General features: G+C 59.6%; 20 protein-coding genes and 1 pseudogene. 16 read left to right on the top strand and 5 right to left on the bottom strand.

The annotated features are described in order from the left end of the window. Position 1 precedes the first annotated feature (1 nt). Genes dgcB through etfB form a run of 3 tightly spaced genes read left to right on the top strand, consistent with a single transcriptional unit; the run spans position 2 to position 3,957 of the window. Entirely contained in the window at positions 2–1,951 is a 1,950-nt protein-coding gene (dgcB, locus tag ACYZT1_RS23195; RefSeq protein WP_462016863.1) for a dimethylglycine demethylation protein DgcB, read from the top strand. Then, positions 1,951–3,171, top strand: a complete 1,221-nt coding sequence (etfA, locus tag ACYZT1_RS23190) for an electron transfer flavoprotein subunit alpha (protein WP_462016862.1) — start codon at positions 1,951–1,953, stop codon at positions 3,169–3,171. The genes dgcB and etfA overlap by 1 nt, the downstream gene beginning before the upstream one ends. Positions 3,172–3,186: 15 nt before the next feature. Then, positions 3,187–3,957, top strand: a complete 771-nt coding sequence (gene etfB, locus ACYZT1_RS23185) for an electron transfer flavoprotein subunit beta (protein ID WP_462016861.1) — start codon at positions 3,187–3,189, stop codon at positions 3,955–3,957. 730 nt (positions 3,958–4,687) lie between these two features. Here etfB and gbcA read toward each other — a convergent pair. Further along, complete coding sequence (gene gbcA, locus ACYZT1_RS23180) at positions 4,688–5,983, bottom strand: glycine-betaine demethylase subunit GbcA (RefSeq protein WP_462016860.1); 1,296 nt, start codon at positions 5,981–5,983, stop codon at positions 4,688–4,690. Positions 5,984–6,276: 293 nt separating this feature from the next. Here gbcA and gbcB point away from each other — a divergent pair, with 293 nt between their 5' ends. Further along, entirely contained in the window at positions 6,277–7,377 is a 1,101-nt protein-coding gene (gene gbcB, locus ACYZT1_RS23175; protein ID WP_462016859.1) for a glycine-betaine demethylase subunit GbcB, read from the top strand. A gap of 148 nt (positions 7,378–7,525) precedes the next feature. Here the strand turns inward: gbcB and ACYZT1_RS23170 are convergent, their stop codons facing one another. Next, the gene (locus tag ACYZT1_RS23170) at positions 7,526–7,714 is read right to left on the bottom strand and encodes a hypothetical protein (protein WP_462016858.1); all 189 of its coding nucleotides are present in this window, start codon (positions 7,712–7,714) and stop codon (positions 7,526–7,528) included. A gap of 193 nt (positions 7,715–7,907) precedes the next feature. Next, positions 7,908–8,948: a threonine aldolase family protein gene (locus ACYZT1_RS23165; RefSeq protein WP_462016857.1), complete on the bottom strand. Its 1,041-nt coding sequence runs from the start codon at positions 8,946–8,948 to the stop codon at positions 7,908–7,910. 131 nt (positions 8,949–9,079) lie between these two features. On the opposite strand from ACYZT1_RS23165, the gene ACYZT1_RS23160 reads away from it, so the two are divergent. The 10 genes and pseudogenes from ACYZT1_RS23160 (at position 9,080) to fdhA (ending at position 21,013) form a co-directional block, all read left to right on the top strand. Next, positions 9,080–9,796 carry a TraX family protein gene (locus ACYZT1_RS23160; protein ID WP_462016856.1) on the top strand — a complete coding sequence of 239 codons (717 nt, stop codon included), beginning with the start codon at positions 9,080–9,082 and terminating at the stop codon, positions 9,794–9,796. 181 nt (positions 9,797–9,977) lie between these two features. Further along, positions 9,978–11,291: an IS4 family transposase gene (locus ACYZT1_RS23155; protein WP_462015893.1), complete on the top strand. Its 1,314-nt coding sequence runs from the start codon at positions 9,978–9,980 to the stop codon at positions 11,289–11,291. Positions 11,292–11,447: 156 nt separating this feature from the next. After that, positions 11,448–11,531, top strand: a pseudogene (locus ACYZT1_RS23150) (TraX family protein); the annotation flags it as partial. Between the two features lie 349 nt (positions 11,532–11,880). Next, positions 11,881–13,134 carry a serine hydroxymethyltransferase gene (glyA, locus tag ACYZT1_RS23145; protein ID WP_462016855.1) on the top strand — a complete coding sequence of 418 codons (1,254 nt, stop codon included), beginning with the start codon at positions 11,881–11,883 and terminating at the stop codon, positions 13,132–13,134. 23 nt (positions 13,135–13,157) lie between these two features. Continuing rightward, positions 13,158–14,408: a sarcosine oxidase subunit beta family protein gene (locus ACYZT1_RS23140; RefSeq protein ID WP_462016854.1), complete on the top strand. Its 1,251-nt coding sequence runs from the start codon at positions 13,158–13,160 to the stop codon at positions 14,406–14,408. A 14-nt stretch (positions 14,409–14,422) separates the two neighbouring features. Beyond that, the gene (locus ACYZT1_RS23135; protein WP_462016853.1) at positions 14,423–14,752 is read left to right on the top strand and encodes a sarcosine oxidase subunit delta; all 330 of its coding nucleotides are present in this window, start codon (positions 14,423–14,425) and stop codon (positions 14,750–14,752) included. After that, positions 14,749–17,766, top strand: coding sequence for a sarcosine oxidase subunit alpha (locus tag ACYZT1_RS23130; RefSeq protein WP_462016852.1), 3,018 nt, complete (start codon positions 14,749–14,751; stop codon positions 17,764–17,766). Before ACYZT1_RS23135 ends, ACYZT1_RS23130 begins: the two co-directional genes overlap by 4 nt. A gap of 131 nt (positions 17,767–17,897) precedes the next feature. Next, positions 17,898–18,530 (top strand): sarcosine oxidase subunit gamma, encoded by a 633-nt coding sequence (locus ACYZT1_RS23125; RefSeq protein WP_462016851.1) that lies wholly within the window; start codon positions 17,898–17,900, stop codon positions 18,528–18,530. A gap of 217 nt (positions 18,531–18,747) precedes the next feature. Next, positions 18,748–19,605, top strand: a complete 858-nt coding sequence (gene purU, locus ACYZT1_RS23120; protein ID WP_462016850.1) for a formyltetrahydrofolate deformylase — start codon at positions 18,748–18,750, stop codon at positions 19,603–19,605. Positions 19,606–19,813: 208 nt separating this feature from the next. Next, entirely contained in the window at positions 19,814–21,013 is a 1,200-nt protein-coding gene (fdhA, locus tag ACYZT1_RS23115) for a formaldehyde dehydrogenase, glutathione-independent (RefSeq protein ID WP_462016849.1), read from the top strand. 241 nt (positions 21,014–21,254) lie between these two features. On the opposite strand, the gene ACYZT1_RS23110 is transcribed toward fdhA, so the two are convergent. Then, positions 21,255–22,157 (bottom strand): RHS repeat-associated core domain-containing protein, encoded by a 903-nt coding sequence (locus tag ACYZT1_RS23110; protein WP_462016848.1) that lies wholly within the window; start codon positions 22,155–22,157, stop codon positions 21,255–21,257. Positions 22,158–22,336: 179 nt separating this feature from the next. Here ACYZT1_RS23110 and ACYZT1_RS23105 point away from each other — a divergent pair, with 179 nt between their 5' ends. Then, entirely contained in the window at positions 22,337–22,894 is a 558-nt protein-coding gene (locus tag ACYZT1_RS23105; protein ID WP_462016847.1) for a DUF2780 domain-containing protein, read from the top strand. A 1-nt stretch (position 22,895) separates the two neighbouring features. Here ACYZT1_RS23105 and ACYZT1_RS23100 read toward each other — a convergent pair whose 3' ends face one another. Beyond that, positions 22,896–23,783: an acyltransferase gene (locus ACYZT1_RS23100; RefSeq protein ID WP_462016846.1), complete on the bottom strand. Its 888-nt coding sequence runs from the start codon at positions 23,781–23,783 to the stop codon at positions 22,896–22,898. A 325-nt stretch (positions 23,784–24,108) separates the two neighbouring features. Between ACYZT1_RS23100 and rloA2 the strand changes: the two genes are divergently transcribed. Beyond that, entirely contained in the window at positions 24,109–24,615 is a 507-nt protein-coding gene (gene rloA2 / locus ACYZT1_RS23095) for a retropepsin-like aspartic peptidase RloA2 (RefSeq protein WP_462016845.1), read from the top strand. Positions 24,616–24,623: the final 8 nt, after the last annotated feature.

Here is a 24,623-nt window from a genome sequence, read left to right as displayed (position 1 = left end):
GATGTTGAACACCCTTCTTCCAATTCTGTTGTTCGCTGCCCTGGGTCTTGCTGTCCTCGGCGCGTTACGGCGGGCAGCAATGTGGCGCCGCGGGCGGGCTTCGAAAGTCGACCTGATCGGTGGCCTGCTCGCCATGCCCAAGCGCTACATGGTCGATTTGCACCACGTGGTCGCGCGCGATAAATACATCGCCAACACCCACGTGGCCACGGCCGGCGGATTTGTCCTGGCGGCGCTGCTGGCGATTCTGGTGCATGGTCTGGGCCTGCACAGTCGCGTACTGGGTTTTGCGCTGCTGATCGCTTCGGCGGTGATGTTCGTCGGCGCGATCTTCATGTTCATGCGCCGTTTGAATCCGCCGGCTCGACTGTCCAAAGGCCCGTGGATGCGCCTGCCGAAAAGCCTGCTGGCGTTTTCGGCATCGTTTTTCCTGTTGACGCTGCCAGTGGCTGGCGTCCTCCCCGAAGATTTTGGTGGCTGGGTTCTGGCGGCGATCCTCTTTGGCGGCGTGCTCTGGGGCGTGTCGGAATTGTTCTTCGGGATGACCTGGGGCGGGCCGATGAAACATGCCTTCGCCGGCGCGCTGCATTTGGCCTGGCACCGGCGTGCCGAACGTTTTGGCGGCGGTCGGTCCACCGGGTTGAAACCCTTGGACCTCAATGATCCGGGCGCACCGCTGGGCGTGGAAAAACCCAGGGATTTCACCTGGAACCAGCTACTCGGTTTCGACGCCTGCGTGCAGTGCGGCAAGTGCGAAGCGGCGTGCCCGGCGTTTGCGGCCGGCCAGCCGTTGAATCCGAAAAAACTGATTCAGGACATGGTCGTCGGCCTGGCTGGCGGCACCGATGCAAAATTTGCCGGTAGCCCGTATCCGGGCAAGCCCATCGGCGAACACGCTGGCAACCCGCATCAACCGATCGTCAACGGGCTGGTCGACGCCGAAACCTTGTGGTCCTGCACCACTTGCCGCGCCTGCGTCGAGGAATGCCCGATGATGATCGAGCATGTCGACGCCATCGTGGATATGCGCCGCCACCTGACCCTGGAAAAAGGCGCGACGCCGAACAAGGGCGCCGAAGTTCTGGAAAACCTGATCGCCACCGATAATCCGGGTGGTTTCGCGCCGGGGGGGCGGATGAACTGGGCGGCGGACTTGAACCTCACGCTGCTCAGCGAAAAAAAATCCGTAGACGTGCTGTTCTGGGTCGGCGACGGTGCCTTCGACATGCGTAACCAGCGCACCTTGCGCGCCTTCGTCAAAGTGCTGAAAGCGGCCAGGGTCGACTTCGCCGTGCTGGGTCTGGAGGAGCGCGACAGCGGCGATGTGGCACGACGGCTGGGCGACGAAGCAACCTTCCAGTTATTGGCCAAGCGCAATATCAGGACCTTGGCCAAATACAGTTTCAACCGCATCGTCACCTGTGATCCGCACAGTTTCCATGTGCTGAAAAACGAGTACGGCGCCTTCGATGGTCATTACCTGGTGCAACACCACAGCACCTACATGGCGGAAATCATCGGTGCGGGCGCGCTCAATCTCGGCCAGCACAAAGGCAGCAGCGTGACCTATCACGACCCGTGCTACCTCGGCCGTTACAACGGTGAATACGAGGCGCCGCGTGAAGTGCTGCGCGCGCTCGGGATCGAGGTGAAAGAGATGCAACGTTCCGGTTTTCGCTCGCGCTGCTGCGGCGGTGGCGGCGGCGCGCCGATCACCGACATTCCGGGCAAACAACGTATTCCCGACATGCGCATGGACGACATCCGCGAAACCGGCGCCGAGCTGGTGGCCGTGGGTTGTCCACAGTGCACCGCGATGCTCGAAGGCGTGGTCGAACCGCGCCCGCTGATTAAAGACATCGCCGAACTGGTGGCCGACGCGTTGCTCGAAGACGCGCCGGCGAACAAGCCGAATTCCCCGGCCAAACGTGAACCTGCGGAGGCTCACTGATGAGCGACATTATCCGCCGCGACCCGCGCGCCGAGTGGATCGCCCGCAACCGTCTGCACCCGCTGCACGCGGCCATGCAACCGGTGCAGCACAGCTGGATGGGCCCTAACGGCGTCATCCGCAAGAATCCCCATGGCATCGGTTTTATCGGCCCCAACGGCATCAAACGTATCGACCGCAGCGGCGCTCAGCAGGGCGGGGCGAGCAAACGTTCGGCCGTCGTTGAGGTGCAATTGCCGTTGCATCAAGTGCCCGAACCTGCGTTTTACATCAGCGTCGTGCCGGACATGGTCGGTGGCCGCCTGAGCAGCCACGATCGTGATTTGCTTGGTCTGGCGCATCAGTTGGCGGGCAAGGAAGGCGCGGTGTTGGCCGTGGTGTTTGGCGAACACAAGGAACATGCTTTTGCGACCGCAGGCGTCGATCGCTTGCTGGTGCTTGAGGGCGAAGCATTCAGCGGTTACGCGCCGGACCAACGCGTGCAGGGACTGCGCGCTGTGGATAACCAGTTCAATCCACGCCATTGGCTGCTGCCCGATAGCCGCAGCGGCGGTGGGGAACTGGGTCGGCGGTTTGCCGCAGCCATCGGCGAACGCCCGGCCACGCGGGTCTGGCAGGTCAAGGATGAGCAATGTATCGGCCGTGCCGGCGCCGGGCTGCAGGATTTGGCACGGCCGGTGGCACGACTGATTCTGGCCGCCGCCGAATGTGCCGAACCTGTCAGCGAAACCCGTCATGAGGCGCTGCCGGTGGAGTTATCCACAACCGTGGCGCGCAGCCTGACGCGAATCGAAGATCTGGGCGCGGTGGCGGTAGACCCGGCTGCCATTCCGATGGCCGAAGCGGAATTCATTTTCTCCGGCGGCAATGGCGTCAAAGACTGGCAGCTTTTTCACAAAACCGCCCAGGCATTGGGTGCCACTGAGGGCGCATCCCGCGTGGCGGTGGACGATGGCTTTATGGCGCGGGATCGCCAGGTCGGCGCGTCCGGCACCTGGGTCACGGCGCGGGTCTACGTGGCGGTGGGTATCTCCGGAGCGATCCAGCACCTGCAAGGGATCGGTGCTTGCGACAAGGTGGTGGCGGTGAATCTGGATCCGGGCTGCGACATGATCAAACGCGCAGACTTGTCGGTGATTGGCGAGAGTGCGGAAATTCTTCAAGCCTTGATCGATGCAGTCACGGCTTATCGCAACGATGCCAAGCGCGATGCGGCTTAAGGGAAGGAAAAGGTCATGAGCACAAAAATCATCAGCCTGGTGTCCATCGGCGCCCACCCGACCTCCGGCCGGCCGCGCCGCGCCGAGCAGGATGCGCGGGCCGTGGAGCTGGGTTTGCAACTGGCTGGGGATAACTTGCAAGTGCTGCATGCCGGCGACGTGGCGGAACCTGCGTTGCGGGCGTATCTGGGCATGGGCCTGGAACAGTTGCATGTACTGGAACAGCCCAGCGGTGCCGATGCCTTGCCGGCGCTGACTGTTTACCTGCGCGACGCCGGTGCCCAGGTTGTACTGACGGGGAGTCAGGCGGAAACCGGTGAGGGCTCCGGGATGTTGCCTTTTCTGTTGGCGGAAAGCCTCGGCTGGCCGCTGGTGGTGGGGCTGGCTCAGGTTGAGTCCATCGACGGTGGTTCGGCGCTGGTGCTCCAGGCCTTGCCGCGTGGTCAACGACGTCGCTTGAAAGTGCGTCTGCCGTTTCTGGCAACTGTGGATAACGCTGCGCCAAAGCCTCGGCAGAGCGCTTATGGTCCGGCTCGACGCGGTGTTTTGCAGGCTGACGACGTGGAAGTCATCGACGATGAACTGCTCACGGTGGCGACTTTGCAGACTGCCAAACCAAGGCCGAAGCGATTGAAGGTGATCAAGGCGAAGAGCGGCGCCGATCGCATGAAAGCCGCAACCGCGAAGGCCAGTGGCGGCGGGGGGCAGGTGCTCAAAGGCGTCACTGCGCAAGCGGGTGCCGAAGCGATTTTAAAGTTGCTGATTGAAGAAGGCGTGGTGCGCTGACACCGCGGGCTCGGCAGAACTATACGGAGAACCTGCCAGGCTGAAACGGGTCGCCTGTAACGCCAAACCTGAAGCCTTGGGCCCGAAGATAAACGCTGCCGGTGCCACGGTATGCAGTGCAACGGTTAAACCTCGCTGAATGATGGGCAAAACACTCGCGATGAAACTTTCAGAAAGCTGGCTATTTCAGCGGTTGACCAAAGTTATCCACATTTCGGCTAACGCCCGTGTGGGTAACGTAACCACCTTCACTGCGCCGTGAAGATAGCACCGCGCAAGCCTTCATACAGAACACAGCCAGCCTGCACTGCGATATTTACGGGCCTGTTCCTCAAGATAAGTCGACGCTGTTTCAGTACTTGCCCCCAAACTCTGTTGGTGCTTCTGTGGATAAGGTGTTTGCGGTCATCTACAGGCCTTGTTTTACGCGGCTTTCAGGGCTTTGGTTATAAATTAACCAATCGTTGAGAGAATACGTGCTTCTCAATAAGTCACGGTTTTTATTCGGTTTTCGTGAAGCGATTTACCCGCCAGCTCTAAGTTGTCCCCATTAACTGTGGGCGGAGCTGTGGATAAGTTGTTTGCTGAAGACTGGAAGCCACGAGCGGTATAGCGCCGAACGCAATAGGTCATATTTCGTACAGTTTTAAGAAGGCGAGGTGACTGATGGGGCTGAGGTGCTCGGGGGTTCGCCATCGCGAGCAAGCTTGCTCGCGATGCTGTTTGATCTTTAACCCTGAACTGGAACACCTTTGAGATAAGCCGCCGGCTCCGCCCCCAGATTGTTCAGCAGACGCTCGCTGTACCAATCCACAAAGTTCACCACACCAAACTCGTAGGTCTTGGAATAAGGCCCTGGCTGGTACGCAGTGGAGTTGATCCCGCGCTGGTTCTCTTCCGCCAGGCGACGGTCCTGATCGTTAGTGGCATCCCAGACTTGACGCATGCGGTCAACATCGTAATCCACGCCTTCAACAGCGTCCTTGTGCACGATCCACTTGGTGGTAACCATGGTTTCCTGCGCGCTGATCGGCCACACGGTGAAGACGATGATGTGGTCGCCCATGCAGTGGTTCCACGAGTGCGGCAGGTGCAGGATACGCATCGAGCCCAGGTCCGGATTCTTGATGCGACCCATCAGTTTGGCGCAGCCCTGCTTGCCGTCCAGGGTCATCGACACCGTGCCCTTGAGCAATGGCATGCGCACGATGCGGTTACGCAAGCCGAAGCTGGCGTGGGCGTAAGGGATTTTCTCGGCTTCCCACGCGGCGGCGGAAGCGGCGACGTGGTCCTTGAAAGCCTGGTCGGCGCGCGGGTCGGTGACGTCGTCCCATTCCAGCAGGGTTTTCAGCAGTTCCGGGTGCGACGCGTTGCAGTGGTAGCACTCGCGGTTGTTTTCCAGTACCAGTTTCCAGTTGGCTTTTTCCATCAAGGTGGTGGTGATCGCCACCTTGGTGTTTTCCATGTCGTACGGTTCCATGTAGTGGTTCAGCGTCGACAAAAAATCATCAATCGCCGGCGGGTTCTCCGACAGGCTGATGAAAATGTACCCGCCGGCGGTCTTCACGTTCACCGGTTTGAGGCCGTATTGGTTCATGTCGAAGTCGGCGCCCATTTCGGTGCCGGCGAACAGCAGACGACCGTCCAGTTCGTAGGTCCATTGATGGTAATGGCAGACCAGTTTCGCCACTTTGCCTTTTTCACTGGTGCACAGGCGCGAGCCGCGGTGGCGGCAGACGTTATGAAACGCGTGCACTACGCCTTCGGCGCCGCGAATCACGATGATCGGGTTCTTGCCAATCTGCAGGGTCAGGTAGTTACCTTTGGTGGGGATCTCGCAGGTCATGCCGGCGATCAACCACTCTTTCTGAAAAATCTCCTGCATGTCGATATCAAACAGCCGCTCGTCAGAGTAAAACGGCTGCGGCAACGAGAACGTGCGTTCACGCTCTTGCAGCATCTGTGCGGTGGCCTTGCGTGCGGGTTCCAGCGGATCGCCCAGGCTAATTTTTGCGGTGACGTCCATCGATTTGATCCTCAAGGCCATTCTGTGTGGCCGGCGAAAGTGGCTAATCGGGTGCTGCTTGGGTTGCTGCGCAAGGTGTAATGAGCGTGTATTGGTTTGCAGCGAGTGTGGGGCCGACGCCCACCAGAACCTTATCCACGAGCGACATGGCCCACTCTGTTCCCGACGCGCAACCCCCGGTAGTTGCGGGCTGGTCGCGATAAGTATGTGAATGTCGCAGATAGGTAAATGGGCAATCTGCGCTATACGCAGAATCGCCAGCATAAGGCCGAGCATCGGCGGTGGAGAACAGCATGTCCAACAGCTTCCTGAATCCGGTAACGACCCAGACCTGGGCCAACGGTCGGCACATTGTCCGTTGCGTCAAAGTCATCCAGGAAACCTGGGATGTGCGCACGTTCTGCTTTATGGCCGACCAGCCGATTCTGTTTTTCTTCAAACCCGGGCAGTTCGTCACTCTGGAGCTGGAAATCGAAGGCGTGCCGATCATGCGCTCCTACACCATCTCCAGCTCGCCGTCGGTCCCCTACAGCTTTTCGGTGACGATCAAGCGCGTGCCGGGCGGCAAGGTGTCGAACTGGCTGCATGACACGCTGCACGAAGGCCAGGAGCTGGCGGTGCACGGTCCGGTCGGCTTGTTCAATGCGATGGATTTCACCGCGCCCAAGGTGTTGTACCTCAGTGGCGGCGTTGGCATCACGCCGGTCATGTCCATGGCGCGCTGGTTCTATGACACCAACGGCAACATCGATATGGTATTCATCCACAGCGCCCGTTCGCCGAAAGACATCATTTACCATCGCGAGCTGGAACACATGGCCTCGCGCATCGACAACTTCAGCCTGCACCTGATTTGCGAAAAGCATGGTCTGGGCGAACCGTGGGCCGGTTATCGTGGCTACCTGAACCAGAAAATGCTCGAACTGATGACGCCCGATTACCTCGAGCGCGAAGTCTTTTGTTGTGGCCCGACGCCGTATATGAATGCGGTCAAGCGCATGCTGGAAGCCGCTGGTTTTGACATGTCGCGTTATCACGAGGAATCGTTCGGCGCGACGCCGCCGGAAGCCCGCGCCGACGCGGTGGAGCAAGCCGAACAAGCGGCGGATGCGCCCGAAATCGATGCGGCAGATCTGCATCAGGTGGAGTTCGTGTCATCGGGTAAAAGCATCCGCGTGGCGCCGGGTGAAACCGTGCATGCCGCTGCGGCGAAGGTCGGTCTGTTGATCCCGAAAGCCTGCGGAATGGGGATCTGCGGGACGTGCAAGGTGTTGAAACTGGGCGGTCAAGTCGAGATGGACCACAACGGCGGGATCACCGAAGAAGACGAAGCGGAAGGGTTCATCCTTTCGTGCTGCAGCGTGCCGAAGGGTGATGTGCGGATTGAGTTCTAGCAGGCTGCCAATAATCCCGGTAGGAGCAAGCTTGATCGCGATGGACTTGAAAGCGCCGCGGTCATCCAGAAAACACGCGTTTTCGTTAGCGTCCATCGCTTGCAAGGTTGCTCCAGGGAGAGTGGTCAGTCGATAAACAAATCCGGCATCATTTTTCTATTTCGGTTTCAACGATGATGTCGAACTGATCATTGCCAAGGCTCTCAAAGATTTTTTCCTTTACCCTTAAGCGCAACCCTTGATAACGGTAGATGTCGCCGACGTTTGCAAGTTTCAGGTATTCATCACGGTCGATTGGAGTGGTGGTCTTCAACGTGGTTTGAGGTGCAGTTGTCATTTGGTTTTCCCTGCTTGGAATACTGTGAGCCTATCAATTGATTGATAAGTAGCGATTCCCGAAAGAATGCGCAAACCCCTTTCAGGTCGTCAGAAACTACTCGCCCGGGTTGTGGTGGCGGTACTGTCAGAAATATCAGTTCCGACAAACGGCCAGCGGCTACAGAGTGTGTGTATCGCGGCTGGCGAGTGGATTAGTGCGACATCACTTCACGGATGTCTTTCGCCAATTCCCGCACGCGCGCTTCTTCGGTGTCCCACGAGCACATGAAGCGAGCGCCGCCGTTGCCGATGAACGTGTAGAAGCGCCAGCCCCTGGCGGTCAGCGCGGCAATGGCCGGTTCCGAGAGTTGCAGAAACACGCCGTTGGCCTGCACCGGGAACATCAGCTCCACGTCCGCAATATCGCTCACCAGTTCCGCCAGCAGCTGCGCGCAGTGGTTGGCGTGGCGGGCGTATTTGAGCCAGGCGTCGTTTTCCAGAATTCCGACCCAGGGTGCCGAAAGGAAACGCATCTTCGAGGCCAGTTGACCGGCCTGTTTGCAGCGATAGTCAAAGTCTTCAGCGAGCTTGTGGTTGAAGAACAGAATCGCCTCACCCACGGCCATGCCGTTCTTGGTGCCGCCAAAGCACAGCACGTCGACACCCGCCTTCCAGGTCAAATCCGCCGGGGTGCAGCCCAGGTACGCGCAGGCGTTGGAGAAACGCGCGCCGTCCATGTGCAGGTTCAGGCCGAGCTCCTTGCACGTGACGCTGATCGCACGGATTTCTTCCGGGGTGTAGACGCTGCCGACTTCGGTGGCCTGGGTCAGGGTCACGACACGCGGTTTGGGGTAGTGAATGTCCTGGCGCTTGAGGGCCACTTCGCGGATCGCTTCCGGGGTCAGCTTGCCGTTTTCGGTGCGGGCCACGAGCAGTTTCGAGCCGTTGGAGAAAAACTCCGGCGCGCCGCATTCGTCGGTTTCGACGTGGGCGGTTTCCGAGCAAATCACGCTGTGGTAACTCTGGCACAGCGACGACAGCGCCAGCGAGTTGGCCGCCGTGCCGTTGAAGGCGAAAAACACTTCGCAGTCGGTTTCGAACAGTTTGCGGAATTGATCGGCCGCTCGTGCGGTCCACTCATCGTCGCCATAAGCGCGCTGATGGCCGTGGTTGGCCTGCTCCATGGCAGCCCAGGCTTCAGGGCAAATGCCGGAGTAGTTGTCGCTGGCAAATTGTTGGCTCTTGTCGGTCATGGCCGGCTTCCGTGATCGAGGCTCTTATGGTGAAGAGCGTCGTGGTCTATGTTGGTGCGCACTTTACCGAAGATCGTCCGGGGAGCACACGGGATGTTGCTGTCAGAGAAATACAGAGATGACGGGCAATTATGCACATGACTCAACGGGATGGGGCGCTGGATCTGCTCAAGTGGCTGGCGCTGCTGAGCATGGTGCTTGATCACCTGCGATATGTCGGATACTCCGTCGACATCCTGTATGTCCCGGGCCGGCTGGCTTTTCCCTGGTTTTGCCTGGCCATGGCGGCGAATCTGGCGCGCGCTCCTGTGGCAACCGGGCATGGTCAGTGGCGGTATCCGGGATGGCTGCTGCTGTTCAGCGCCGTCAGTGAAATTCCTTACCGGATGTTTATTCTTGATCCGGACACGCTGAATGTGATGCCGACGCTGGCGCTTGGGCTGCTGGTGGCGCAGGGTTGGCTGGATCACAGGTTGCAATCGCGATGGCTGGCAGGGGTTGCTCTGATCGTGGCAGCGCTTTTTTCAGAGCGACTGATGTTCGGTTTTTTCGGGGTGCTATTGCCGTTGGCGATGCTGCTGGTGATCAGGCGGCCTTTTTATTTCAGTTTGTTGCCGGGGGTCGTGTGCCTGGCTGCGAATCAATGGGAAGTGCTCTATTACTCCGCACGATTCGGCAACGCAGCCGCCATTGCGGGCCTGGCCACCTGCCTGATTGCGCCATTGATGGGGCTGTTGTTATTGCGACACGCCAAGTCCCTGCGTCCGCCACCCATGCGGCGCTGGGCGTATGCCCTTTATCCCGCGCATTTCCTCGTTCTCTTGACCCTGCGCCACCTGATCGCCTGACCTTGACCAGTGGCGAGGGGGCTTGCCTGTGGCCAAGCGGCTTGCCTGTGCCAAGGGGCTTGCCTGTGGCCATGGGGCTTGCCTGTGGCGAGGGGGCTTGCCCTAATGCCAGTCAGTTAAGGAATTGACTTGCCCGCCCAGCAGTAATAGAAACGGGTTTATGTTTTTATGAGTCCGCTTCATGTCCCTGCAAAACGCCCTTCAAGAAGTTACCAAACTCAATCCGATCTCTTTCGAACGCTTCGCGCAATTGATCGATCCCCTGTGGATCGAGCAAGCGCTGGCTTCGACCGGAACTGTTTCCCTGCGCCGCAGACGCCTGCCGGCCGAGCGCATTGTCTGGTTGGTGGTGGGGTTGGCCTTGTTCAAGAACGAGCCGATTTGGCTCATCGTGCAGCAGCTGGGACTGGCTTTGGGCGAAGCAAAGGTGCCTGTGCCTAGCGCCGCAGTCCAGGCCCGGCAACGGCTTGGATCAGAGCCTCTGGCGGCACTGTTTAAGCAATTGGCAGAGTCATGGGGCGGTGCTGAGCAGCCAGCTTCGGCTGGCTTTTTAGGGTTACGCAGCTTTGCGGTAGACGGCGTGGTGTGGTCTACCCCCGACACACCGGAAAACCGCCAAGCCTTCGGTGGCGGGCGGACTCACTCGGGAGACGGAGCCTGGCCACAAGTGCGCGGTGTTTGCCTGATGGATACCTATAGTCACTTGATTCGGGACGCCTGTTTTGGCGAGTTTTCGGTCGGCGAACTTCGCCATGCCAAAGGTCTTGAGAAATCGGTAAGCGATCACTCGGTGACGATTTTTGACCGTGCCTACTACTCGGCAGCGCTCTTGCTTGACTGGCAGCAAAGCGGAACCGAACGGCACTGGCTCATGCGGGCACGCAAACCGCTTAAATACGAGGTGATCAAAGAGTTGGGCGCCGGTGATTGGCTTGTGCGACTGACTGTTTCCAGAGATGCACTCAAGCAACGTCCCGACCTTCCTAGCCATTGGCAGGCACGACTGATTGAGTACTCGATAGACGACAAACCCCGCCGCTATCTCACCTCGTTGATCGATGCCGAACGTTACCCTGCCCATCAGGTGGCAGGGCACTACAACGAACGCTGGGAAATCGAATTGGGTTACCGCGAGATCAAGCAAAACCTGCTCAAAGGAGAGCAATTGCGCAGTAAACAGCCTGATCTGGTGCGCCAAGAACTGTGGGGAGCTCTGCTGGCCTACAACCTGATCCGCCAGGAGATGCGCTTGATGGCTGAAGAAATAAAGGTGGTACCACAACGTTTGAGCTTTCTCTGGTTGGCTCAAGCGGTCAGCAACGCGCTGCGTTTCTGCCCGCTTGAAACGCCAGGTACGATCCCTAAACGACTGGCAGAGCTGAGAGTCCAGGCTCAACACTTCATGCTACCTGCCAGACGACAGCGAAGTTACCCAAGGGTGGTCAAGCCTAGACCAGTCAAATATCCCAAAAAGAAGGCTGGAGGGCTTAACTGACTGGCATTAGGGCTTGCCCCCGTCCGGCTGCGAAGCAGTCGCAATACCGACAGGCCGGTTATCCCTGACGGACCGCATTCACAGTGCGAGGGCTGCTGCGCAGCCCAGCGGGGGCAAGCCCCCTCGCCACCGGCAACCCCCGTGTCACACGCAAGCCCGCCACCCATACGGCGCTGGGCGTATGCCCTTTATCCCGCGCATTTTCTCGTTCTCTTAACCCTGCGCCACCTTATCGCCTGACCTTGGCCAGTGGCGAGGGGGCTTGCCTGTGGCCATGGGGCTTGCCTGTGGCGAGGGGGCTTGCCCCCGCTGGGTTGCGCAGCAGCCCCCGCTCTGTGAATGCGGTCCGTCAGGGGTAGCCGGCCTGTCGGTATTGCGACTGCTTCGCAGCCAAACGCAGCCTTCGGCAGCTGCCACAGGGTATGCGTGTTCCCTGCTTTGCTGCCTATGTCGTAAACGCACCTTTGCGTGGCGTCCGCAGGCATTTGGCCTGTCTGCGCCGGTCATACCATCGCATCCAAAGGGCACTGCCGAAAGGTACATGCCTCACCGAGACGAATGGCGCACCGCCGCCGCTGGGAGAGATGCGATGTTCAGCAAGCAAGACCAGATCCAGGGTTATGACGATGCGCTGTTGGCGGCGATGAATGCCGAGGAGCAACGTCAGGAAGATCACATCGAGCTGATCGCGTCGGAGAACTACACCAGCAAACGCGTGATGCAAGCGCAAGGCAGCGGCCTGACCAACAAGTACGCCGAAGGTTATCCGGGCAAGCGCTACTACGGTGGCTGCGAGCACGTCGACAAGGTCGAAGCGCTGGCCATCGAACGCGCCAAGCAACTGTTCGGCGCCGATTACGCCAACGTCCAGCCGCACTCCGGCAGCCAGGCCAACGCCGCTGTTTACCTCGCCCTGCTAAACGCTGGCGACACCGTGCTGGGCATGAGCCTGGCCCACGGCGGTCACCTGACCCACGGCGCCAAAGTCAGCTTTTCCGGCAAACTCTATAACGCAGTGCAATACGGCATCGACACCACCACCGGCCTGATCGACTACGACGAAGTCGAACGCCTGGCGGTCGAGCACAAACCGAAAATGATCATCGCCGGGTTTTCGGCGTACTCAAAGACCCTGGACTTCCCGCGCTTCCGTCAGATCGCCGACAAAGTGGGCGCGTATTTTTTCGTCGACATGGCCCACGTCGCGGGTCTGGTGGCGGCCGGTTTGTACCCGAATCCGCTGCCGTATGCCGACGTGGTTACCACCACCACGCACAAAACCCTACGCGGTCCACGCGGCGGTCTGATTCTGGCCAAGGCCAACGAAGCGCTCGAAAAGAAATTCAACGCTGCGGTGTTCCCCGGTGGCCAGGGCGGCCCGCTGATGCACGTCATCGCCGGTAAGGCGGTGTGCTTCAAGGAAGCGCTGGAACCCGGTTTCAAAGCCTATCAGCAACAAGTGATCGACAACGCCCAGGCCATGGCCGGCGTGTTTATCAAACGCGGCTACGATGTAGTGTCCGGCGGCACCGATAATCACCTGTTCCTGGTCAGCCTGATCCGTCAAGGCCTCACCGGCAAGGAAGCGGATGCAGCCCTCGGTCGCGCCCACATCACCGTCAACAAGAATGCTGTGCCCAATGATCCGCAGTCGCCGTTCGTGACCTCCGGCCTGCGCATCGGCACCCCGGCGGTGACCACGCGCGGCTTCAAGGTGACCCAGTGCGTGACGCTGGCCGGCTGGATCTGCGACATCCTCGACAACCTCGGCGATGCCGACGTCGAAGCCAATGTTGCCCAGCAAGTGACGGCCCTGTGCGCAGATTTCCCGGTGTATCGCTGAGCGCGGTTTTGGAGTAAATGACTATGCAACGCTATTCCGGCTTCGGCCTCTTCAAGCACTCGCTCAGCCATCACGAAAACTGGCAGAAAATGTGGCGTACGCCGACCCCGAAAAAGGTCTACGACGTGGTCATCGTCGGCGGCGGCGGGCATGGTCTGGCGACCGCCTACTACTTGGCCAAAGAGCATGGCATCACTAACGTGGCCGTGGTCGAAAAAGGTTGGCTGGGCGGCGGCAACACTGCGCGCAACACCACCATCGTTCGCTCCAATTACCTGTGGGACGAGTCGGCGCATTTGTACGAACACGCGATGAAACTGTGGGAAGGGCTCTCGCAGGACCTGAACTACAACGTGATGTTCTCCCAGCGTGGCGTTTACAACCTGTGCCACACCCTGCAGGACATTCGTGACTCCGAGCGTCGGGTCAGCGCCAACCGCCTTAATGGTGTCGATGGCGAACTGCTCGATGCCAGGCAAGTGGCCGACGAGATTCCCTACCTCGACTGCTCGAAAAACACCCGCTACCCGGTGATGGGCGCCACCGTCCAGCGACGCGGCGGCGTGGCCCGTCACGATGCCGTGGCGTGGGGCTTTGCCCGTGCCGCCGATGCGCTTGGCGTGGACCTGATTCAGCAGACCGAAGTGATCGGCTTTCGCAAGGAAAACGGCGTGTGCATTGGCGTGGAAACCAACAAGGGTTTCATCGGCGCCAAGCGCGTCGGTGTGGTCACCGCCGGTAACTCCGGGCACATGGCCAAACTGGCCGGGTTCCGCCTGCCGATCGAATCACACCCGCTGCAAGCACTGGTGTCCGAGCCGATCAAACCGATTATCGACAGCGTGATCATGTCCAACGCCGTACACGGCTACATCAGCCAGTCCGACAAGGGCGACCTGGTGATCGGCGCCGGTATCGACGGCTACAACGGCTACGGCCAGCGCGGTTCGTACCCGGTGATCGAACACACCATTCAAGCCATCGTCGAGATGTTCCCGGTGCTGTCGCGCGTGCGCATGAACCGCCAGTGGGGCGGCATCGTCGACACCACACCGGACGCGTGCCCGATCATCTCGAAAACCCCGGTACCGAACGTGTTTTTCAACTGCGGTTGGGGCACCGGTGGCTTCAAGGCCACACCTGGCTCGGGCAACGTGTTTGCCGCGAGCCTGGCCAAGGGTGAAATGCACCCATTGGCCGCACCTTTCTCCATCGACCGTTTCCACAACGGTGCGTTGATCGACGAACACGGCGCTGCTGCGGTTGCCCACTAACAGGAGAAATCCCCATGTTGCATATCTTCTGTCCTCACTGCGGCGAGCTGCGCTCTGAAGAGGAATTCCACGCATCCGGCCAGGCGCACATCCCGCGCCCGCTGGACCCGGCCAGCTGCACCGACGAGGAGTGGGGCGACTACCTGTTCTTCCGCGATAACCCGCGCGGTCTGCACCATGAGTTGTGGGATCACGTCGCCGGTTGCCGTCAGTATTTCAACGCCACCCGTGACACCGTGACCTACGAGATTCTGGAAACCTACAAGATCGGCGCCAAGCCACAATTCACCGACAAGACCGACAGCCCGAAAGCGGCCGCGACGGCTCTGGGAGAGAAGGTATGAGCCAGATCAATCGCCTGTCCAACGGCGGACGGATCGACCGCAACAAAGTGCTGAGCTTCACCTTCAACGGCCAGAGCTACAAAGGCTTCGAGGGCGATACCCTGGCCGCCGCGCTGATTGCCAACGGGGTCGATATCATTGGCCGCAGCTTCAAATATTCGCGTCCGCGGGGGATCTTCGCCGCCGGCACTGAAGAGCCGAACGCGGTGCTGCAGATCGGCGCGACCGAGGCCACGCAAATTCCCAACGTGCGCGCCACTCAACAAGCGCTGTATCAAGGTCTGGTTGCCACCAGCACCAACGGCTGGCCCAGCGTGAACAACGACATGATGGGGATTCTTGGCAAGGTCGGCGGCAAGCTGATGCCGCCGGGCTTCTACTACAAAACGTTCATGTACCCGCAATCGTTCTGGATGACTTACGAGAAATACATCCGCAAGGCTGCAGGTCTGGGCCGCTCGCCGACCGAGAACGATCCGGACACTTACGACTACATGAACCAGCACTGCGACGTGCTGATCGTCGGCGCCGGCCCGGCAGGTCTGGCCGCTGCACTGGCGGCTGCGCGCAGCGGTGCCCGGGTGATCCTTGCCGATGAGCAGGAAGAGTTCGGTGGCAGCCTGCTGGATTCGCGTGAAAGCCTGGATGGCAAACCAGCCGCAGAATGGGTGGCCACGGTCATCGATGAATTGAAAAACACGCCGGACGTGTTGCTGTTGTCCCGTGCCACCGTCAACGGCTACCACGACCATAATTTCCTGACCATTCATGAACGACTGACCGATCACCTGGGTGATCGCGCGCCTATCGGGCAAGTGCGTCAGCGCGTCCACCGGGTTCGCGCCAAGCGCGTGGTGCTGGCGACCGGTGCTCACGAACGTCCTCTGGTGTACGGCAACAACGACGTGCCGGGCAACATGCTCGCCGGCGCTGTTTCCACTTACGTGCGTCGTTACGGCGTGGCGCCGGGCAAAAAACTGCTGCTGTCGACCAACAACGATCACGCCTATCGCGTGGCTCTGGATTGGCTCGACGCCGGTTTGCAAGTCGTGGCGATTGCCGATGCGCGCAGTAACCCGCGTGGTGCGTTGGTTGAAGAGGCGCGGGCCAAAGGCATCCGTATCCTCACCGGCAGTGCAGTAATCGAGGCTCGCGGCACCAAACGCGTCACCGCTGCTCGCGTTGCGGCTATTGATGTCAAAGCGCACGCCGTGACCAGTCCTGGCGAATGGCTCGATTGCGACCTGGTCGCCAGCTCCGGCGGTTACAGCCCGATCGTTCACCTGGCCTCGCACTTGGGCGGCAAGCCGGTCTGGCGTGAAGACATCCTCGGTTTTGTGCCGGGCGAAGCACCACAGAAACGCGTGTGCGTGGGTGGCATCAACGGCGTCTACGGCCTCGGCGATTCGCTGGCAGATGGTTTTGAAGGCGGTGCGCGTGCGGCCAGCGAGGCCGGTTTCAGTGTGGTCGAAGGCACGTTGCCGAAGGCCCTGAGCCGTCTCGAAGAGCCGACGCTGGCGCTGTTTCAGGTGCCGCATGAAAAGAACTCGGCCCGCGCGCCGAAGCAATTTGTCGACTTCCAGAACGACGTCACCGCTGGCGGCATCGAACTGGCGACCCGTGAAGGTTTCGAGTCGGTCGAACACGTCAAGCGCTACACCGCGTTGGGCTTTGGCACCGATCAGGGCAAGCTCGGCAACGTCAACGGTCTGGCCATCGCTGCTCGTTCGTTGAACGTGACCATCCCTCAGATGGGCACCACCATGTTCCGTCCGAACTACACGCCAGTGACCTTCGGCGCGGTGGCCGGTCGTCACTGCGGGCACATCTTCGAGCCGGTACGCCATACCGCGCTGCATCACTGGCACGTGAAAAACGGCGCCGAATTCGAGGATGTCGGTCAGTGGAAGCGCCCGTGGTACTTCCCGAAAAACGGTGAAGACCTGCACGCCGCCGTCAAACGCGAATGCAAAGCCGTGCGCGACAGCGTCGGCCTGCTGGATGCTTCGACCTTGGGCAAAATCGACATTCAAGGCCCGGATTCACGCGAGTTTCTCAACCGCGTCTACACCAATGCCTGGACCAAGCTCGATGTGGGCAAGGCGCGTTACGGCCTGATGTGCAAAGAGGACGGCATGGTCTTCGACGACGGCGTGACGGCCTGTCTCGCCGACAACCATTTCGTCATGACCACCACCACCGGCGGCGCTGCACGCGTGTTGCAGTGGCTGGAGATCTACCACCAGACCGAATGGCCCGATCTCAAGGTGTACTTCACCTCCGTGACCGATCACTGGGCCACCATGACCCTGTCCGGGCCGAACAGCCGCAAGCTGCTCAGCGCTGTCACCGACATCGACCTGAGCAACGAAGCGTTCCCGTTCATGACCTGGAAAGAAGGGCTGGTGGGCGACGTACCGGCGCGGGTGTTCCGTATTTCGTTCACCGGCGAGCTGTCGTACGAAGTCAACGTGCAGGCCGACTATGCGATGGGTGTGCTGGAGAAAATCGTCGAGGCCGGCAAGCCGTACAACCTGACGCCATACGGCACCGAGACCATGCACGTGCTGCGCGCCGAGAAGGGTTTCATCATCGTCGGTCAGGACACTGACGGCTCGATGACCCCGGACGACCTGAACATGGGCTGGTGTGTCGGTCGCACCAAACCGTTTTCGTGGATCGGTCAGCGCGGGATGAACCGTGAGGATTGTGTGCGTGAGCAGCGTAAGCAACTGGTCGGCCTGAAGCCGATCGACCCGACCAAATGGCTGCCGGAAGGTGCGCAGCTGGTGTTCAACACCAAGCAGTCGATTCCGATGACGATGGTCGGCCACGTCACCTCGAGTTATCTGCACAACTCCCTCGGCTATTCGTTTGCCATGGGCGTGGTCAAGGGCGGTTTGAAGCGCATCGGCGAGCGCGTGTTTGCGCCGCTGGCGGACGGCAGCGTGATCGAGGCAGAAATTGTTTCTTCGGTGTTCTTCGATCCCAAGGGTGATCGCCAGAATATTTGACACCACAGCCCCTTGTGGGAGCGAGGCTTGCCCGCGAAGAACGATGACGCGGAGCCTCAGGTACACCGCGTCGATGCATTCGCGGGCAAGCCACGCTCCCACAGGAGAGACGAACACATCAAAGGTGCTTTATGACCGCAGCCAACGTGTACCAACAACGCCCAGCCACCGGGGCCAAAGCCGAGTCGTCGCTGCACCATGCCGACCTCGCCAGCCTGGTGGGCAAGGGCCGCAAAAGCGCCGGGGTGATCGTGCGTGAGAAAAAACTCCTCGGTCACCTGACTATCCGTGGCGATGGTCACGATGCCGCGTTTGCAGCAGGTGTGCACGAAGCGCTGGGCATCGAATTGCCCGCCGCCTTGACCGTCATTGTCAAAGGCGAAACCAGCCTGCAGTGGATGGGCCCGGATGAGTGGCTGCTGATCGTGCCGAGCGGCGAAGAATTCGCCGCCGAGCAAAACCTGCGTGAAGCGCTGGGCGACCTGCACATCGCGATCACCAATGTCAGCGGCGGTCAGCAGATCCTCGAACTGAGCGGCCCGAACGTGCGCCAGGTGCTGATGAAATCCACCAGCTACGACGTGCACCCCAACAGTTTCCCCGTGGGGAAGGCAGTTGGCACCGTGTTCGCCAAATCACAACTGGTGATCCGCCACACTGGCGAGGACACCTGGGAGCTGCTGATCCGCCGCAGCTTCTCGGATTACTGGTGGTTGTGGTTGCAGGATGCGGCGGCCGAATACGGCCTTAGCGTTCAGGCCTGATGATCGTTTGTGACGAGCGGGCATTTGTGGCGAGGGGATTTATCGAAACGTCGCACCGCTCCGTTGGGTCGTGCAGCGGCCCCAAAGCCCATCAGTTGAACCGTATTGATTGGTTTACGACTGTTTCGCAGCCGAACGGGGCGGTGCGACGTTTCGCCGGTCCCCCTCGCCACAGAGTTCTCTTTGATCACGATGTTGTAACAGGAGTCACCGCATTATGAGCCGCGCCCCAGACACATGGATTCTGACCGCCGACTGCCCAAGCGTCCTCGGCACGGTGGACGCGGTGACGCGCTTTCTGTTCGAGCAGGGCTGCTACGTCACCGAACACCATTCCTTCGATGACCGGCTCTCCGGCCGTTTTTTCATTCGCGTGGAATTTCGCCAACCCGATGGCTTCGACGAACAGTCCTTCCGCGCAGGCCTCGCCGAACGGGGTCAAGCCTTCGGCATGATCTTCGAACTGACGGCGCCCAATTACCGGCCGAAAGTGGTGATCATGGTGTCCAAAGCCGATCACTGCCTCAATGATCTGCTCTACCGCCAGCGCATCGGCCAGTTGTCGATGGACGTTGCCGCCGTGGTTTCCAACCACCCGGACCTCAAACCGTTGGCCGACTGGCACGACATTCCTTACTACCACTTCCCGCTCGACCCCAATGACAAACCTTCGCAGGAGCGTCAGGTGTGGCAGGTGATCGAGGAGTCCGGGGCCGAGCTAGTGATTCTTGCGCGCTACATGCAAGTGTTGTCGCCCGAGCTGTGCCGCAAACTCGACGGCAAGGCAATCAATATTCACCACTCGCTGTTGCCCGGCTTCAAGGGGGCCAAGCCCTATCACCAAGCCTATGACAAGGGTGTGAAACTGGTCGGCGCGACGGCGCATTACATCAACAATGACCTGGATGAAGGACCGATCATCGCTCAGGGAGTGGAGGTCGTGGATCACAGCCATTACCCGGAAGACCTGATCGCCAAGGGGCGGGACATTGAAGGGCTTACATTGGCGCGGGCTGTTGGTTATCACATTGAGCGCAGGGTGTTTTTGAACGCCAATCGCACGGTCGTTCTTTAGGATGCCATCGCCAGCAGGCTGGCTCCCACAGGGTTTTGTGTCTGCCCACAAATATCAGTCACACCGAAGTTCCACTGTGGGAGCCAGCCTGCTGGCGATGGCGGCATATCAGACAACACAAATCACACAGGCAACCCCCAGAGCAATCAACGCGCCGCCGCTCCAAGGCGACGCGAGCGCTACATAAAAACAACAGCGAGGTGAAAGCATGTCTGGCAATCGTGGTGTGGTGTATCTCGGCGCTGGCAAGGTCGAAGTACAGAAAATCGACTATCCGAAAATGCAGGACCCGCGTGGCAGGAAGATTGAACACGCCGTCATTCTGCGCGTGGTTTCCACCAACATCTGTGGTTCCGATCAGCACATGGTGCGCGGCCGCACCACTGCACAGACCGGCCTGGTCCTGGGCCATGAAATCACCGGCGAGGTGATCGAGAAGGGCAGCGATGTCGAGAACCTGCAAATCGGCGATCTGGTCTCCGTGCCGTTCAACGTGGCTTGCGGGCGTTGCCGTTCCTGCAAGGAAATGCACACCGGCGTCTGCCTCAGCGTCAACCCGGCACGGCCCGGCGGTGCGTACGGTTACGTCGACATGGGCGACTGGACGGGAGGCCAGGCTGAATATGCCCTGGTGCCGTACGCCGACTTCAACCTGCTGAAGCTGCCGGACCGCGATCGCGCGATGGAAAAGATCCGCGACCTCACCTGCCTCTCCGACATCCTGCCGACCGGCTACCACGGCGCCGTAACGGCCGGCGTTGGCCCGGGCAGCACCGTGTACATCGCGGGTGCCGGTCCGGTCGGTCTGGCGGCTGCCGCTTCAGCCCGCCTGTTGGGCGCGGCGGTGGTGATCATCGGGGACGTCAACACCGTGCGCCTGGCTCACGCAAAGGCGCAAGGTTTCGAAATCGCCGACCTGTCGCTGGATACCCCGCTGCACGAACAGATCGCCGCGCTGCTGGGCGAACCCGAAGTGGATTGCGCCGTCGACGCCGTCGGTTTCGAAGCGCGCGGTCACGGTCACGACGGCGTGAAACACGAAGCCCCGGCCACCGTGCTCAACTCCCTGATGGGCGTGGTTCGTGTGGCCGGCAAAATCGGTATCCCGGGCCTGTACGTGACCGAAGATCCGGGTGCCGTGGACGCCGCCGCGAAAATGGGCAGCCTGAGCATTCGTTTCGGCTTGGGTTGGGCCAAATCTCACAGCTTCCACACCGGCCAGACGCCCGTGATGAAGTACAACCGCCAGTTGATGCAGGCGATCATGTGGGACCGAATCAACATCGCAGAAATTGTCGGCGTTCAGGTGATCAGCCTGGATCAGGCGCCGCAGGGGTATGGCGAGTTCGATGCGGGTGTGCCGAAGAAGTTTGTGATTGATCCGCATAGGTTGTTTAGTGCGGCCTGAGGCCTCCAGCACAACCAAACGGCGCTCGGTAGAGCGCCGTTTTCTTCCAACTGTTGCAATCCGTCGCAAGTCTTGGCGCAAGGTCCTTTTTTTATAAGGGTTTTATTTTTTTTGTCGGATATTCTTAGTGGGAGAAATTTTTTTTTGTGGGTTGAACACGACTGGAGAATAATTAAAGTGCTTGTAGTCACTGTCGGAACGTTTAAGAGGATTGGTAGTAGCAACGCTGTAATTAGTCAGTTCAATGTCCACTTTTGACAGAATGATTTTTTTTGGGGGTATCAGTATTTGTCGGGAACACTCTGCCGCGGTAGCCTGTTGTTTTGAGCTTGGTAGCGTTGGCAAACATTTGAGCTAAAGGTGCGGAATTGTCGCTCCCTGAGTTAGCGGAGAAACAGGAAATCAGGTGGGCTTCGTCAAAATCGCTAAAGGCTACTTTGCGGCTTGAAAGTTCGGCTGCAAGTTGATTTGCATCGAGGGTTTTGTTTGCAAATTTTACGAGGCCGATATCTCCGTGGATGTCTAGGTTAAGGATTTTCCTGCCATTGTCCTCGCTAACAAACATAAGTACATTGTTTGCGATTTTCCTGGCGGGTCCTGAGAATTTCGCGAATACATGGCCCGTCGGGTCGGATTTATTTACCGGATCCCCCACACAATATGCATACGCATTCAACCCACCTTCCCCAAACGGACTCCAACTGTCCGGACTGTTAAACCGCATCAACACCGGATTGAACGCCCGATAACCGTTTCCCAGCAAATAATGCCCGGTCACCGGATCTGGTCGTTCGCCGTTGAAACCGAGCAGGCTAAGCAAGCCGCTGGCTGATGGGTGGTGACCGTAAGGCATGTAAGCGATTGGCCGAGGGGTGGACGCGTCGAGTACGTTCACAGCAGAGCGCTGTTGATCGGTGGCGAGCAGGCTGGTTGTATCGGCGCCACGCTGTCGCTGCCGTTGAGCCAGCAACTGGTCCTCATACTGCATGATCGAGCGCTCCATCGCGCCGTGGATCTCTGTGGTCAGACGATCTTTTTGATAAAAACGCCGGGCGCTTTCCTGTCCCGACACTGTGCAATCTTCCAGCCGATCCAGTGGGTCGTATCGGTATCGGCAAAGCAGAGTTTCTCGGTTGGAGTTCATAAGAACGGTCCCTTTGAAGTGCGTCGACTCGGGCTTCACTATCACGTAACTCAGCCCAGGCTGCCTACTGACAGAACTGATAGGGTCCATTCACCAAGGAACATGCCGGCAAACGTCCGGTCAAACTGACAGTTTCGCCGTCTGTTCACAGGCGGTTCATGGCTTAAGAGGATGTCTGAATGAAGATTTCACGCGGTTTTGCCCTGGCCTCGCTCATGACTCTGGCGGCCAGCCCGGTCTTTGCTCAGTTCAACCTGAACGATGTCGCCGGTGCGGTAGCCGGCATGCAGGGCGGCGACAAGGCGGCGGCCGTTGCCCCGACCTCGGAAACGGCCGGTCTGCTCCGTGCGCTGAGTGCCTTGAATGTTTCGCCAGAGCAGGCCGTCGGCGGCACCAGCGCAATGTTGGGATTGGCGAAGAATCAGCTCAGCAACACCGACTATTCCGAACTCGCCAAGAGCGTTCCGGGCATCGACAAGCTGTCGGGCGGCGGCGGTAATCTGGCAGCGTTGAGCAGCTTGCTCGGTTCGTCCGGCAAGACCGCCGGGCTGGAAAACGCACTGGGCAACGTCAAGGACATCAATGACCTGAACAATGCGTTCAGCGCGCTGGGCATGGACAGCGGCATGATAGGTCAGTTTGCCCCGGTGATTTTGCAGTACCTCGGCCAGCAAGGCGTTGGTGGTTCGTTACTGCAGAGCCTCGGCGGCGTCTGGGGCACCGGCACCGGCAGTTGATTCAACGGCGTTCGGCGCGCAAGGCGTCGATACGCTGATCCTTTTCGATCCAGAGCTGGTTGACCCAGTTCTGGAACGTCACGCGAAATTGCGGATCGTTTTCGTAGTCGCCCTGCCACAGCGCAGGATCCAGCTCGCGGGTCCTGATGTCGATGATGACCCTCGGCACGCTGCCACTGATCAAATCCCGGAACCCCGGAATTTTTGGCTGCGGGTAAACCACTGTCACATCGAGAATCGCATCCAGCTGTTCACCCATGGCTGCCAGCACAAAGGCCACGCCGCCGGCTTTCGGCTTGAGGAGGTGGGTAAAGGGTGACTGCTGTTGCTTGCTTTTGATCGCGGTAAAGCGGGTGCCTTCCAGATAATTGACCACCGTCACCGGCTGACGCTTGAACAGCTCGCACGCCGCTTTGGTGATCTGCAGGTCCTTGCCCGCCAGCTCGGGATTTTTGGCCAGGAAAGCCTTGGTGTAGCGCTTCATGAACGGGTAATCCAGCGCCCACCACGCCAGGCCCAGGAACGGTACCCAGATCAGTTCTTTCTTGAGGAAGAACTTGAAGAATGGTGTGCGCCGGTTGAGTGCCTGGATCAGCGCCGGGATATCAACCCACGATTGATGGTTGCTGATGACCAGATACGAGGTGTCGCGGCGCAAATGATCGCCACCGCGAATGTCCCATCGCGTGGGGATGCACAGACGGAAAATCAGCTTGTCGATCTCGGCCCAGGTTTCGGCGATCCACATCACCGCCCACGAGGCGTAATCGCGATAGCGGCCGGGCAGGACCAGTTTGAGCAAGGCAAACACCATCAGCGGCCCAAACAGGACCAGGGTGTTGAGCAACAGCAGCAAGGTGACAAAACAGCCGGTGAGCAGTCGGCGCATAAGTAAGTCTTGAAAGCCTTTGGGCGCGCCATGATAAGCAGCTTCGGGCGACAGGCCAAATCGGTGCCGACAAATGTTTCACTTTTGCATGGGTATGCTGGACTTGAATGAGTCCGTACCTATCAATGTGGCGTCTGCACCGGCCTCTTCGTCGGAATGCCGCCCAGACCAGGCCCGCCCCACAGGTTTTGCGTCGTACATTGATTCTGTGAACGACACGCCCCCTGTGGGAGCGTGGCTTGCCTGCGATAGCGATTCCGGAACGAACGAATGGCTCGCAGACTGTCTAAAATCCCGCCGCCCACTTTCCCAGGATACTCAACACGTGAAATCCCTCCTTGCACTGCTTTCCCTCGTCGCGCTGCCCGTCCTGGCCGCCGAGCCGACCCTCTACGGGCGCTACGAATACATTGCCCTGCCGGAAATCGGCGGTGAAGTCCTCAAGGCGAAAATGGACACTGGCGCCCTGACTGCGTCGCTGTCGGCCAAGGACATCGAGACCTTCACCCGCGACGGTGATGATTGGGTACGTTTCCGCCTCGCCACCAAAGGCGCGAGCAACAAGGTTTACGAGCACAAAATTGCGCGTATCAGCAAGATCAAGGCCCGCTCCGAAGAAGGCGAGGATGACGACGAAGAAGCTGCACCCACCAAGCGTCCGGTGGTTAATCTGGAGCTGTGCCTGGGTAACGTCAAGCGCACGGTCGAGGTCAACCTGACCGATCGCAGCAGTTTCAATTATCCGTTGCTGATAGGGGCCAAGGCGTTGCGTGAGTTCGATGCGGCGGTGAATCCGGCCAAGCGCTACACGGCGGACAAGCCGGATTGTTGATCAGATGT

The organism is Pseudomonas sp. PB3P13 (genome assembly GCF_054897735.1).
This window is presented reverse-complemented; position numbering and strand designations above follow the sequence as displayed.